Raw genomic sequence first — 14,228 nt, 5'->3', positions numbered from 1 at the left:
ACACCAAAAGGCGTCACTCCTGGTGTGGATACCTGTCACCAAAAGAGTTTGAAGCCAAGACCGCGTGAGCTAACATAATCCCATCATATTGACCACCCGATGTGTCTACTTTCCGGGGGTCGGCCCCTTGCGTACTTCCCGGTACTTTTCGACGTTTTGGGTTGTGAGTAGTAATGCGCCTTTTTTCCCCAGAGTTCTACTTGTTTTTCCTTTAGCGATTACTTTGGCGTCGATTTCTGCTTTGAGTCCGCGTTCTTTAATTTGGCGGAATGCACCGGAGAGGTGTCGGATGTTGTCGGCTGGGATGATGAAGCCGCCGATTCCGAAGACGGGGTGTGATTTGTAGTTCGGGTCGTTGCGGGAGATGTAGGCTCCGTTGTGTCCGAATTTGTCGAAGTATCCGATGTACTTTTTTCGGGCCTGACCATTCCGGCAATGAGGGCAAATTCCCAGATTGGAAGTTAGATATTTGGTTATGGAAACTTGATAAGTTGCATCACTGCTCTCAGCTCAGCATTCACCGGATGCGGGCGGAGAAGAAGCAAAATGCGAAACAGCCCGCCCCCGGACTCTCGTAGCACGTGCTGGTCTTTGCACCGATTGGAAATGATTGGTGCAAACAAGTCACTTAATGGCCGAAAATGGTGCTTTACTCGATATTGCAAAAGAGCTCAGCACCATTTCCTTAGGCTGTTAAGAACCGTACGGATTGCGGACGCCAATGTACTGGAGCGAGGTGTATTCATCTAGGGCTTCCGCGCCACCTTCGCGGCCCATACCGGACTGTTTTACTCCACCAAATGGGGCAGCGGCATTGGAAATTACTCCGGCGTTGAAGCCGACGAGGCCGAATTCGAGAGCATCGGCAACGCGCCATAGACGGTCGCTGTCCTCGGTAAAGATGTAGGAGGCAAGTCCATACTCTGTGTCATTCGCGATGCGGATTGCCTCTGCTTCATCCGTGAAGGTGATGATCGGGGCGATCGGCCCAAAAATTTCTTCTTGTGCTACACGCATTTCGCTGGTTACACCCGTGAGAAGAGTTGGTTCAAAAAAGAAACCTGGCCCATCAACTTTGGATCCGCCGACTACTGCCGTGGCGCCTTTGTCGAGAGCATCTTGGACCAGGGCCTGCATGCTGTCAACGGCCTTTTGATCAATCAGAGGACCACAAGTGACTTCGTCGTCCAACCCGTTACCGATCTTGAGAGTTTCAAATTTCGACGCGAGTTTTTGAATGAACAGCGCAGAAATGTCTTCCTGAACCAAAATCCGGTTTGCCGCGGTGCAGGCTTCCCCGATATTGCGCATCTTTGCTGCCATTGCGCCCTCTACCGCCTGGTCGATGTCCGCATCGTTGAACACGATGAACGGCGCATTTCCGCCCAATTCCATGGAAACGCGCAGCACATTATCTGCCGCTTGTTTAAGAAGCAGGCGGCCGACTGGTGTCGAGCCGGTGAATGAAACCTTGCGGGTTCGCGGGTCCGACAAAATAGGACGGGAAATGGAAGATGCCGAGTTCGATGACACGACGTTTAGGACGCCCTTTGGAAGGCCAGCCTCAATCAGTAGTTGGGCAAAGTACTGCGAGGTAAGAGGAGTAAGCGCAGCTGGCTTGAGCACCATAGTGCAACCAGCTGCTATAGCCGGTGCAACCTTTCGAGTAGCCATCGCGAGAGGGAAGTTCCACGGAGTAATCAGCAAGCATGGGCCTACAGGCTTTCGGCGGGTAATCATGCGAAGAGTGCCCTCCGGAGCTTCAAATGAGCGGCCGTAGTGGCGCACAGTTTCCTCGGAAAACCAGCGAAGGTATTCTGCGCCGTAAGTCACCTCACCTCGCGCTTCTGCTAGCGGTTTCCCCATTTCGAGCGTCATTAGAGTTGCGAGTTCTTCCCTCTTTTCTGTTACAAGGTCGAACGCCCTTCGCAGAATCTCAGCACGCTCCCGAGGTGTCGTGGCAGACCATGCCTCCTGTGCATTGCAGGCTGCATCAAGAGCTTTAATCGCGTCTCTTTCGGTGCCGGAAGAAAGCGTTGCGATAATTTCTCCCGTTGCTGGGTTCTGTACGTCAAAAGTCTCACCTGCAGAACCGTCGACCCACTCGCCGTTGATGAGAAGTTTGGTGGGGACCCTTGATAGGAGTTCGTCTGTACCTACAGTCATGTCAAATCCTTTGAGAGTTTGAGAGCCGATTCAAGTGATCGGAGTATGGGTGCTTAATCGAATTCAATAATTTGGCGAATAACAGTCCCGTCAGCCAACTTGTCCATAGCCTCATTGATTTCTTCGAGTTTGATATGTGAAGAAATAAGGCCCTCTGCATTTAGTTTTCCCTCACGCCACAGTTTTTCGTAGATTGGGATATCTTTTGCAGGAACTGACGATCCAAGGTAGCTACCGTGGACGCGCCTAGCTTCTGCTGTCATGACCAAGGGGTCGATCTCAATTGAGCTTCCAGGAGCAGGCAATCCGACGGTGACAGTCAATCCACCTGGAGCGGTAATTCGAAACGCGGTCTCCAAAGCTTTAGGATGTCCCGCAGCCTCGACAACAGCGGAAAATCGTTTCCCAGACTGCTCCGCTTCAATAGGTGTCATTGAAGAGGTTGCACCAAGTTCCGTGGCCTTCATCAGCTTATCTTTCTGCATGTCGATGCCAACGATTTCCTTTACACCTAAAGCGGCCGCTGTGATGATTGCAGACATGCCGACTCCCCCGAGTCCAATTACTGCGATGGTATCTTCGGGACCCGGTTTCACTTCATTAATAATTGCCCCACCACCTGTCAGAATTGCGCAGCCAAAAATAGCCGCGATATCTGCAGGAACATCTTTGCCAATCTTCACGATTGAGTGCTGTGATACCACAGCGTGAGTGGCGAATCCCGATACACCAAGGTGATGCTGAATGACCTCACCGTCTCGGGTGAGGTGCCGAGTTCCGTTCAGGAGAGTGCCGGCGGTATTGGACTTTGTACCCTCTTCACAAGGCATTTTTCCGTTCGTAGCACATCCAGAACAATTACCGCACCGTGGCAGGAAGGTCATCACAACGTGGTCGCCAACTTCAAAGTCCAGGACTCCTGGACCAATGGCTTCGATAATTCCTGCCGATTCGTGGCCCAGCAACATTGGAAGTGGCCGAGGGCGGTTATTATTGACTACCGAAAGATCTGAATGGCATAAGCCTGCAGCCCGGATACGGACGAGAACTTCACCTTCGCCAGGCTCAGTGAGTACGAGCTTGGAGATTGTCAAGGGTTGGGATTTTGCGTAGGGAGGATTTTCACCTGATCGTTCTAGGACGGCGCCTTTAATGGTCAACGAATTAGGGTTTGACATGATTGTTCCTTCCAAGAATTAGCATTACAGACACGTTGAAATCACGTTGGGATAGAAACAGCCGAGAAATACCCTGAGTTCCCGGCTGTTTAATCACACAGTGAAAGGCGAAACTAGCTGTTACGCAGTTTCGCGCGCAACATCTTGCCTGTTGCAGTTTCCGGGACTTTGTCAATGAAGCGAACAGACCGCGGATATTTGTACGCTGCCATGTTCTTTTTCGCCCACTGGATAATATCTTCTTCGGTAACTGGGGCATCCAGGTCGTCTTTGAGCACGATGAAAGCTCGTACTGACTCGCCACGTTCGTCGTCAGGAACGCCTACTGCAACAGCTTGCTTCACCGCCGGGTGATCCTGTAGGTACTTTTCAACTTCCTCAGGGAAAACCGAATAGCCATTGCACTTAATCATCTCTTTGAAACGGCCATCAAAGAACAAATAGCCATTCTCGTCCAGTCGGCCCATATCTCCCGAGAAGTAGCGGCCATTCTGAAGTGCGGATTTGGTAGCCTCGGGCTTGCCCTTATACCCAAGGAAGACTGCTGGACTTTTGACGCTGATTTCACCCAACTCGCCTGGTGGCAGCTCCCTCGATCGATCTTCTGGATCGGTAATCTTAATGCTCGTACCGAAGGTTGGTTTACCTGTGCTGCCCCAGACGATGCCACCAGGGGGAGTCATGGTGTCTGCAGTATGGGTCTCACTCATTCCGTAGGCGAATTCAAAGAAATCGTTTCCGGTTTCGGCCTTCCACTTGTTGGACAAACTCTCGGTAATTTGCGAACCAAAGCTGGTCCCGATACAAAGTCGCAGCGCTGACATTTCCGAGGCTCGCCCGGTAGCCAGAATTGCACTATTTATTGGGGGAGTGGTGTATGAGATTGTCATCTTGTACTTTGAAGCCATTGTGACAAAATCTTCCCCGTCAAATCTGGCTTGAAGAATCATTGAAGCACCCGCAACGAAGACTGAGGTCATTCCAACAAGCATTCCTGCTACGTGAAAGATTGGCATGGTAGCGGACACTCGGTCGTCAGGCCCATAACCGTATGTTGAGGCAACGCAGTTTGCCTTAAATACACAGTTTGTGTAGGACAGCATCGCGCCCTTGGGTAGACCGCTGGTGCCTGACGTGTAAATGATTAGCGAGACGTCTTGCTCCAAATCGATCTCAGGATTGAGCATTGAAGAGTGAAGTGCCTTGTCCGGTGTGATCTCCAAGGCATCTTCCCATGATACGAAATCGCAGGATGGGACGTAATCGTTGGGAGGTGTGAAAGAAAACTCCTGGCGGTGTTTGTCCAAATCCAAAACGTCTTGGAAGCCTGTAACAATGAGGGTGTGGACCGCGCAATCTTCGACGCGCTCGAACTCCTGAACCAATTCTGCACTAGCAATAAGCGCAACAGCTCCGAGATCGTTGAGTTGGTACGTGAGTTCCTTCTCCTTGAGCATGGGATTGCAGGGGCTAAAAACTGCTCCAAGCTTTTGTGCGGCGAAGTACGAGACGACAAATTGAGGACAATTTTGCATGTATGCGGCGACAACGTCACCTTTCCTGATGCCTTGTTCAGCCAGAGTCAACGCAAGGGCATCAGATTTTTCATCGAGCCACCTGTAGCTGAAGGTAGAACCATAGAAGTACACAGCGGTCTTATCGGGATTTGACGTCGCGTGATCCTGTAAATACTTCGCCATTGTCTGGCTCTTGTAGAAAGTCATTGCGGAAAAATCCGTCATGGGGTCGTACATTCCTGTTTTCCCTTCTTTTCTTATCGTCCTCTGAAAGACGGATTGCGCTTTTCTTTGAAGGCAGATCGCCCCTCTTCATGATCTTCAGTAAGTGAGGAGGACACAGTCGAGTGAGCTTGAATCAACCAAGAAGACTTTTCGTCGGCCGCCTCGGAGGCTTGGATCGAGCTTTTCATGAGTGAGATGGATTTAGTGGGCAGGGTCGCGAGCGTCATCGCTAAATTTGCTGCTTCCGAGAAAGCCGTGCCATTGTCAACGAGACTGTAGGTGAGGCCAAACTTCTCCAATTCTGTGACTTCGACAATCTCGCCAGTGAAGAGGAGTCGTGAGGCAAAATGCCTGTTTGTTAGCCTACTGAGGAGATTAGTTCCGGCTGCAAATCCGCGTAGTACGAACGGTAGTCCCACTTTCGCGCTCTTTTCAGCCACGATAAAATCTGAGGCCAGTGCGAGCTCAAAAGCTGCACCCAATGCATACCGATGGATGGCCACAATTACTGGCTTTGGGCAATCTCGAATCGCTTGACACGTCTGTGGGTAACCATGAAGGTACTCATCGAGCTTTACGTCGGGAACGGGGTAATTCTCGCTGCCCATGTCGATCAGGTCGTCGCCCGCGCAGAAAGCTTTTCCTTCACCATGGATAAGCACTGCCCGGACGGTGGGATTCTCACCAAACTCGGTGAGATGCCGTTCGATAGTGCGGAGCATCTCAAAAGTTAGAGCATTCAGCGCCTTCGGCCGATCAAGCGTAATGAAGCCAATGCCGTTCTCTACTTTTCCACGAACCAATTCAGTCATTCGAGACTCCTTCCGGCCTTGAGTCGCAGAGGTGTTTGTTCAGCTTCTCGACAACTGCTTTACCTATGGTTTCTGGTTTACGTGTCTCCGGGTGCACGTTGACGTAGGTAACCACGGAAGTTGCACACAATGACCCCGATTGGTGCAATTCTTCGTACAAAGAAATCGAAGAGTTGCCAATCCTTTTTACATATGTGTGGACGATAACCTCGTCAACCCATGTAACCTCCTTCTTGAAATTGATCTCACTTCGTACCATCAGAAGGTTCCAAGGATTTGGGGTGAGTTTTGGGTCGAAGATGGAGAATAGTTCGCGTCTTGCGTCTTCAAACCACACCGGATAGACCGTGTTGTTAATGTGTCCTGCGGCATCATTCTCGGAATAGCGAGGTCTAATCTTTGTACGAAACATCAGCGGCCTTAGTCTCGGATTGATTGTTTGGTTTGTTGCTCGCATGGATAGGGGGAATTGGAGCAGCAGGCGCTTCGCCCCTCAGCTCCAGTTCTGCGATACGGTTAAACTCCTCCGCCTCATCATCAGTGACCTCACGCTGGTGTGCGATAGTAAGCCGTCGAATCTGTTGAGGAGTCGCTGGTTTGAAAATGTAGGCACATACGACGCATGCAATTCCCGAAAGTGGCATGGAGTAGCAAATTTGAGAAAGGGCGGGAAGATCAAAGCCGAAAAGCAAGATCAGGTAAGAAATACCTCCGACTGATGCGCCGACGAATGCTGCGGATCCACTGATGCGTCGCCACCAGAGCCCGAGGAGCGTGGGGAAAAACAGGGAAGAAGCGAGTAGGCCCATCGCTGCAGAGTAAAGCAGCGTCAGGAACTCAGGAGGGTTGAGTGAGAGGATCAAGGTTACGATTCCGAATCCGAGGATGCCGAAACGTGTGACCTTGCGTTTAGTCTCGTCGGACGTCGATGGGCGAACTTGGGCGATCAAATCGTAGGATAGCGCCGCAGATAGCGCTAGAAGCATTGCAGAGACCGACGACATCACAGCGGCAAAAATTCCTGCGAAAGCAAGTCCGCGAACCCAGTTAGGTGTTGCTTGGTCCAAGAACAAAAGGAAAGCGCCATCGCTCTGTTTGATATCTTCACCACCAGTCAACACAATTGTTCCCGCGATGACGAAGACGCACGTCACAATACCCGTAATGACGTAGAGACCGAGGCCAAGTGCCAGGGATGCGCGTCCGGTCCGTTGATCCTTCGCAGCGAAAATACGCATGACGGTGTGAGGAAGAATGGCGTTACAAGTAGCCCAGATTAGGAATGCACCAATGTATGAAATTGGAGGGTATACCTCTGCGAGAGTCCATTGGGGCCGCAGACCCTGGGCGACTTCGTATACCGAGAATCCACCATTTGAATTGACGGCGATGAAGCCTGTTGCTAAAACCACTCCAATCATCATCATGCCTTGGAGGAAGTCTGTGAGCGTTACGGCTTTCATGCCACCGGCGAACGTGTAGAAAACATACACCGCGCCGATCAGAATGACAGACCAGCTGTATGGGATACCAAAAATCTGTTCGCCGATGAGTCCTCCGATCTTCATTTGGGCGACAATGTAGGCGGTCAAGGTTCCAATTAGGACGATTGGAACAGTGAGGTTCATGAGGCGATGGTTATAGCGGGCTTTGATCAGTTCAGGCACCGTAGCCACGTTCATATTGCGGAGGATCTTGGCGAGAAAGAATGTAGTGATTAGGTAGCCCAAGGCAACACCACCGTTATAGGCAGTGATATAGCCCCAACCTCCTGAGTAGGAAAGTCCAATGTTTCCGAGCATTGTGCCGCCTGTGGCGAATGCAGCAAAGATGGCGAAACCGTTAACCCAAAAGCCAACTCCACCGCCACCGGTAAGGAAAGATTTGGTGGAAGAGTCTTCGGTCTGGCGATGAGCATAGAGGCCAATGCCGACAGTCATCGCCATATAGAGAATGAGGATGATCAAGGGCAGAATATTCTCACTAGGCATCGTTGCCACCTCCAACATCGTTCTTATGAATTGCCAGGTCGAGGATTAGTACAAAGAGGGACACAATCATGATTGCGACCAGGATGTAATTGACGAGAGTGGTGCCTCCTACCAAGGTTGTAAAGCTGAAAGGTAGAAAGGCAATAACAGAAAGGGCAATCACGAGGAGAGCTCCTCCGATATGGAAGCCCGAAGGCTTAAAAAAACCGAGATCCGGTTGATCTTGAGGATTGTGATCTTGCATAGCAGGAGTTCCTCCTTACTTAGACTTGTTGGCTGCAGCTGGTTTCTTCGTCGATTGCGAAATTAGGTTTTCGTTTCTCAAGAAAGGCACGCATTCCTTCAATACTCTGGTGGTTGCTGAACGCCACGGCCTGGGAGAGCTGTTCCTTTGCGTGCCCCTCAGAATCAATGGTTTTGATAGCTTCACGGGCAAGGCGTTGGGCAACTGGACCATTGCCTGACAACGTGAGAGCTATTTCCTTCGCGACTTCTAGGGCATCGTCCGCAATTTTGGAGACAATGCCAAGTTCAAAGGCTCTTTGCGCTGTCATTATTTCTCTGGTGAGAATCATGTGTAGGGCGATTGATCGGTTAGCTACCTGCGTTAAGCGTCGAGTTCCACCAGCTCCGGGAATGATTCCTAGACCTAGCTCGGGGAAAGCAAACTTTGCTCCACTTGCGGCCACGCGAATGTCACATGCCAATGCGAGCTCAAACCCGCCACCTAGTGCGATTCCATTGACTGCGGCAATTGTTGGTTTGCAATAGTCTTCGATACGGTTGAATAGCTTTGCCATCGGGTACTGACGCAACACATCGGTCGGTGAAAGTTTGCTTAGCTCGGTGAGATCTGCTCCTGCAGCGAAAGCCTTCCCGCCACTGCCAGTAAAGATCACGGCGGTGACTTCCTCGTTGGAAGTCCAAGAATCGAGAATTTCCTCAATTCCGTTGAGCACGGAAATGTTTAGGGCGTTATGCGCTTGTGGACGATTGATCGAGATGATTCCTACGCCATCTACAATGACACTGTTAACAACGGCCGAACTCATGGCTTTTCCTTTTCATAAGTGTAGAAACCTTGGCCGGTTTTCCTGCCCATGAGGCCTTTCTGGTAAAGCTCGGTCAGCGTCTTAGAAGGTCCTTGAGTTGGGTCTCCAGAATCCTCGGCCTGGAGTACTTTGATCCCGTAATTCACATCTATGCCCGTCATGTCGAGCAGCTCGAACGGCCCCAGCGGATGGTTTAGGCCCGCCTTTACGGCAGTATCGATAGTCTCGATGGATGCAACGCCCTGTTCATACAATGAGATCGCCTCATCAAAGATGACCGCGAGGATGCGGTTAGTGATGAATCCGAAGATTTCCTTTTCAATATGAACTGGAGTCTTTCCGATGTCTTTGACGAAATCGATGACCGCTTTGACCGTAGCGTCTGACGTATGAGGTCCTTGCACTACTTCGACAAGTGGAAGCACAAGTGCTGGATTGAAGAAATGAATGTTGCAGAGGCGTTCAGCATTGTCGATTGAGTCCGCCAATTTAGAAGACACGATACTCGATGAATTGGTCGCCAGAATTGCACTATCTGGTGCGACTTGATTCAATTGTTGGAAAAGGCTCCTCTTAATGTCGAGATCTTCAACAATGGCTTCGATAACTAAATCGGCGTCATGACATGCCTGAGCGATATCCGTCGTATAGTCAAGATTGTTAAAGGCATCATCGATTTCAGATTGGGTAACTTTGCCTTTTGTCAACTTCCGGGACATAAGCGAACGCAGGGTGCTGTCCGCATGGCGTAGTTGTTCCTCTGAGATATCAAAGAGAGAAACGCTATATCCGTGGAGCGCGATGTGTAGAGCGATCTGTGCCCCCATAGTTCCTGCTCCGCAAACGGCCAATTTCCGAATTGAGACTGTCATGATTTAGCTTCCTTTGACAATAATTTCCGTAGCGATTCCTTGACCTCCACCGATACAGGCGGTGACAATTGCCTTGCCGCCTCCTCGATGTGTGAGCTCGCTGATTACTTTTTGAATCAAAATCGTGCCAGTTGCGGCGATTGGATGTCCGTGTGCAATTGCTCCACCCAGGGGATTAACTTTGCCAAGATCTAGGCCCAGTTCTTTGGTGCAGGCCAGAACTTGAACGGCGAAGGCTTCGTTGATTTCAATGAATTCGTAGTCATTGAGAGAACCATTGGTCATCGCCAGGAGTTTCTGGATTGCGTTAACCGGACCGATCCCCATGATCTTCGGGTCAACGCCCACAACGGTTGAGTGTCCAATTTCAGCGAGCGTAGGCAACGCTAGTTCCTGAGCTGTTTGGGAATCGGTGATCGCCAATGCAGCCGCGCCATCGTTTATTCCTGACGCGTTTCCGGCCGTCACGGTTCCATCTTCGGCAAAAACTGGACGCAGCTTCGCTAGCTTCTCTTCAGTTGTTGAAGGACGAGGATGCTCGTCGTTTTCCAACACTTCGCCATTTGGCAAGGTAACCGGAACAATAAATGTGTTGTACTTGCCCTGTGAATGAGCATCGGCGTATCGCTGCTGGCTGATAGCAGCAAAGTGGTCCTGTTCTTCGCGACTGATGTTGTATTTATTTGCCAAGTTTTCTGCAGTTTGGCCCATAGTTGGGTCTCCAACCTCAGGGGTTGAAAGTTCCCGTCGAAGAAACTTTGGCGGCTGTGCGTCAAATGCGCGTGCGGATCGAGCGAGCTGGAAAGGCTCATTCGTCATGCTTTCCATGCCGCCGGCTACATAAAGGCCTCCATTTGCCACAGCAAGTGAGCCAGCTAGCGCTGCCGAATTGATTCCCGAGCCGCATTGTCGATCAATTGTCATTGCTGCGACCGATTCGTCTAGCCCAGAAGCCAACGCCGCCACACGCGCTGGATTTCCATAGTGCGAGAGCGTGTTTCCCATTATCACGTCAGTGATTTGGGATGAGCTTAGGTTGGCTCGAGACACGAGAGATTCGATTGCTTTGGCACCTAGCGCAACCCCATCAAATTCGGAAAGGCTCCCGGCACGCCGCCCAATGGGCAATCGAACCGCCGCTGTAATCACCGGATTCTTGTCGCGTGTTGTAGTCGAGCTGGCGGGCATAGGATCTCCTTTCTCTGCCGCCGAACACTGTTTCGTGAACTGAATCACTTAGTGAAGAGCATTGCACCTCAGGTCACGGCCGCATAGTGTAGGAATCTACAATATTCAAAGATTTAGTTGGAGGAATATACAACACATGAGCGACGATCCTTTTGAGGCAAAATTCGTTTCGCTGTGCCAAGATGCTCTGCGACTTCCCATCGATAGCTTCCGCGAGCAGCTTTTCGCCTCTCCGGTGGTTCAGGATTCAGCTTCGATGCGGGAGGTCTTGATGGCTGTTAACAACCAGGCGGAAAGCAACCGAAAGTATAGAAATTTGATTGCTGAAATCGCTGATTTGTCAGACCGGTTTACCGATGATGAGGATCGAGATGATTCAGTTGGTCATGTTCTGGGCTTAGCTCGTCAACTGTTGGGAACTGATGCTGCCTTTGTGATGGAACTAAGTGAGGCTAGGGCGTGCGGTAGCATCCTGCTTTCGGCCGGCGTGTGGACAACCGAGTTTCAAGAGATAGAACCAAAAGAAGCCGGTTTATTTTTTGAGATCCTTCGTGTTGAGAGTCCACTTCAGGTTGCCAACTATTTGAGAGACCAGTCGTTTACGCATCAGCGTGAACTTGACCTTTGTGTGAAGCGAGAAGGCTTCCGTGCATTCCTGGGTATTCCAATCTTCGCTGAAGGGGAACCAAGTAGGGTGATTTTTGTTGCAGATCGGCACGAGAGGATCTATCACACAGCCGATATCTTTATTTTGGAACAGTTGGCCATCCAGTGCTCGGTGGTGCTTCGTCAATTTAGGCAAAGGACTGAGTCGTCACAGACTCTTGCCATGGCAGAAGAGAGCCTCTCGAATGTCTCATCGGAGCTTCAAGCAGTTCGCAAGCGGGACCACTTGCTTAGTCAAGTCTTGGATCTAGCTCAAAGTCCGAATTGTTCAAGCAAATTAGAAAGGCTCTTGAGTCAGGAAATTGGGGGTGAGGTTGAAGTTCTGTCATTACAACAGCTCGTAGGCGCGCAAGCTCATAATCATTTGTCCGCTTCACTTCGAGAGCTAATCGTGAGAAGTGTGCAAACTGCAAAAGGTGCGGGCGAATGGAAGCGATTGAGAATGGGGGAGCAGAATTGTCATATATGGCCCCTCTTCTTGGAGTCTCGACCCTGGGGAGCATTGGTGTCAGGGGATCCGGACGCAGAGAACTATTCGGAACTGTTCGGGCAAGTGGCCAGGGTTCTAAGTGTTTGTAGCCTGGGCGGAGCAGAAGACCGGGTGCGACTATTTCTCGAATCAAGCAACGCGTTTTTCAGTCTCTTTCATTACGGATTTGGGCAGCTAACAGCCATGCAAAAGGCACGATTGCAGGACTTGGACATTTATCCGGACGGTTCAAATCGATTGGCGATTTTGCAGGGAGACGTGGAAAGGATCGCGGACTATCTAGAGAAAAACTTTCAGGATTTTGCTACCAAAGTGTTAATCGGTGTCGGGCAAGAACAGATTGGTCTATTGGGCAAGAACAATAGGGTGGAGGAAATCCTAGAGGCAATTCGTGGCGCCAAGTCGCTGAAATTTGAACAGTTAGAGTTATCAGTATTTATTTCTGATCCTTTTGATTCTTTGGAGCAAGCTAAGCCCGTTTTTCAGCAATGTCAAGAGTATGTGAGAATCATTTCGAGTCTTCGCTTGAAGGCTGGTCAGGGATGGTTTACTGCTTCTTCTCTGCCAAAATCGCTCCAGTTATTGTCGGGCCTATCGGAGGATCAAAGGAAAAATCTGGTGGAAGGTAGTATCGGAACAGTTCTAGATTATGATCGCAGACATAAAACTGAGCTTTTCGCTACGGCACAAGCATTGGTGCAGAATCAGTTTTCGATCAGTGCTGCATCAGCAGAGTTGTTCGTTCATGCAAATACTGTACGTCATCGAATGCTCAAGCTTGATGAGTTGTTGGGTAAAGGTTGGAATGCCGGATTGCGGCTCTTAGATTTTCAACTTGCGGCTTCAATCGTTGTTGCCCAGCAACTTGATTTTGCGCGGCGTTAGTCATCTCAATAAACTTATAGATCGCAAATGAGAGGGAAGATTTCCTTGCCAGAACCACTTGCTGCCTGGTATTGGTGGAGTCTCCAACCTTCCTTTAAAGTCGGTGCCGCTTCTAAAGTTCCCTTTTTGCCAGGGGTTCCGGTATTTCATAAACCCTAAAGGCTTTTGTCTATCTCGAATGCAAATTAAAGATTTCTCTGGATGAGGGGGTGAAAGCTGTATCAAAATAAATTGCAGTCAATTCCAAATGGTGTCAGGCGTTCGCTTCATTTTTAGAACTTACTGGGAATGATTTGGTTTCTGGAGTTCGAGAGTGTTGTTGTGAATTATGAACTTGTGATTAGGGGCCAGCTGGAAAGTCGATAATTGTAAGCAATTTCATCGTGCATCGGAGAGAGTTTTGTTTTAACGCTCGAGGTAGAAGACTTCTATAGTGAGGAGAGGGCGGGCATACGAGAATTTTCACAATCTTGGTGGTATCGTGTCTTGATCTCTTCATGGGGTAGGTGGTTTTGGGTGCTCGTGGCCCTCTTTGCAGGGAGCTTGACGGAGGCTCAATCGATAAGGGAGGGGTGATTCCGTCGACGGAATTTTGTGGGGAACGCAACAAACGGCGGGAAACGGCGTTGCAAGACCATGGTCGTCAATAGAAAAAGACCTAGCTAGACCCCGCAAAGGGAAGGTCAAGCCAGGAATTTGAGGGCTTGACCCAGCGCACCGACCACTGGCTGCGATACGTGGTGCAAGAGCCAATCCCACGGGGCCGGCTGATTTGTCCCATGGCGCAAGGTGGTGGGGTAGGTGGGCTTGACCTCGCACACCGGACCCGGCCCAGCCCCGGCACATCGGCCAGTGGGGTGGCTCGCACCAGCCGAACCAGCCTGCGGCTGGCCCGGCTGGTACATCGCTGTGTGGGGCCCGGCCGGGGTGCGAGGGGTGGGGCTAGGTAATCTCAGCGGACTGGGAGCAGACCGTCAGACCCCTCTAGCACGCCCGTTTTCTCCAGAACCATCCCTGCGAACAGGGAGCGTTGCTATGCACATGTCGTGATCCCTCTGGGGGGGTGTTCCTATATAGGTTGTCAACTCCGTGGGTGAGATTGTTGGGGGTGTGAAGGGCTTCTGTTTTACTTCGGCGATGTTGTTTTCGGGCATGCTGAGGGGCCGATTGGGCTTCCTGCGCAATC

The 14,228-nt window shown here is 50.6% G+C and carries 11 protein-coding genes; 1 reads left to right on the top strand and 10 read right to left on the bottom strand.

All coding sequences use genetic code 11. The annotated features are described in order from the left end of the window. Nucleotides 1–693: 693 nt before the first annotated feature. The 10 genes from NQ050_RS10535 to NQ050_RS10495 all read right to left on the bottom strand — a co-directional run bounded on the left by NQ050_RS10535 (nt 694) and on the right by NQ050_RS10495 (nt 11,001). Nucleotides 694–2,166 carry an NAD-dependent succinate-semialdehyde dehydrogenase gene (locus NQ050_RS10535; protein WP_257039295.1) on the bottom strand — a complete coding sequence of 491 codons (1,473 nt, stop codon included), beginning with the start codon at nt 2,164–2,166 and terminating at the stop codon, nt 694–696. Between the two features lie 53 nt (nt 2,167–2,219). Then, nucleotides 2,220–3,344, bottom strand: coding sequence for an alcohol dehydrogenase catalytic domain-containing protein (locus NQ050_RS10530; RefSeq protein WP_257039294.1), 1,125 nt, complete (start codon nt 3,342–3,344; stop codon nt 2,220–2,222). Between the two features lie 113 nt (nt 3,345–3,457). Further along, nucleotides 3,458–5,098: a class I adenylate-forming enzyme family protein gene (locus NQ050_RS10525; RefSeq protein WP_257039293.1), complete on the bottom strand. Its 1,641-nt coding sequence runs from the start codon at nt 5,096–5,098 to the stop codon at nt 3,458–3,460. A gap of 20 nt (nt 5,099–5,118) precedes the next feature. Beyond that, complete coding sequence (locus NQ050_RS10520) at nt 5,119–5,898, bottom strand: enoyl-CoA hydratase/isomerase family protein (protein WP_257039292.1); 780 nt, start codon at nt 5,896–5,898, stop codon at nt 5,119–5,121. Then, entirely contained in the window at nt 5,891–6,310 is a 420-nt protein-coding gene (locus NQ050_RS11290) for an acyl-CoA thioesterase (protein ID WP_368734694.1), read from the bottom strand. Before NQ050_RS11290 ends, NQ050_RS10520 begins: the two co-directional genes overlap by 8 nt. Continuing rightward, entirely contained in the window at nt 6,291–7,889 is a 1,599-nt protein-coding gene (locus tag NQ050_RS10515; RefSeq protein ID WP_257039296.1) for a sodium:solute symporter, read from the bottom strand. Before NQ050_RS10515 ends, NQ050_RS11290 begins: the two co-directional genes overlap by 20 nt. Beyond that, nucleotides 7,882–8,133, bottom strand: coding sequence for a hypothetical protein (locus NQ050_RS10510; RefSeq protein WP_257039291.1), 252 nt, complete (start codon nt 8,131–8,133; stop codon nt 7,882–7,884). Before NQ050_RS10510 ends, NQ050_RS10515 begins: the two co-directional genes overlap by 8 nt. 19 nt (nt 8,134–8,152) lie before the next feature. Further along, nucleotides 8,153–8,941, bottom strand: coding sequence for an enoyl-CoA hydratase/isomerase family protein (locus NQ050_RS10505; RefSeq protein WP_257039289.1), 789 nt, complete (start codon nt 8,939–8,941; stop codon nt 8,153–8,155). After that, nucleotides 8,938–9,813: a 3-hydroxyacyl-CoA dehydrogenase family protein gene (locus NQ050_RS10500; RefSeq protein WP_257039288.1), complete on the bottom strand. Its 876-nt coding sequence runs from the start codon at nt 9,811–9,813 to the stop codon at nt 8,938–8,940. The genes NQ050_RS10505 and NQ050_RS10500 overlap by 4 nt, the downstream gene beginning before the upstream one ends. A 3-nt stretch (nt 9,814–9,816) precedes the next feature. Continuing rightward, a complete protein-coding gene (locus tag NQ050_RS10495; RefSeq protein WP_257039286.1) occupies nt 9,817–11,001 on the bottom strand; it encodes a thiolase family protein in 1,185 nt (394 codons plus the stop codon). A 136-nt stretch (nt 11,002–11,137) separates the two neighbouring features. Here NQ050_RS10495 and NQ050_RS10490 point away from each other — a divergent pair, with 136 nt between their 5' ends. Then, nucleotides 11,138–13,042: a GAF domain-containing protein gene (locus NQ050_RS10490; protein WP_257039284.1), complete on the top strand. Its 1,905-nt coding sequence runs from the start codon at nt 11,138–11,140 to the stop codon at nt 13,040–13,042. Nucleotides 13,043–14,228: the final 1,186 nt, after the last annotated feature.

The organism is Corynebacterium sp. 122RC1 (assembly GCF_024580955.1).
Taxonomy (GTDB): domain Bacteria; phylum Actinomycetota; class Actinomycetes; order Mycobacteriales; family Mycobacteriaceae; genus Corynebacterium; species Corynebacterium kozikiae.
Note: the sequence above shows the minus strand (reverse complement) of the source record. Positions and strands in the feature narration are given on the sequence as shown.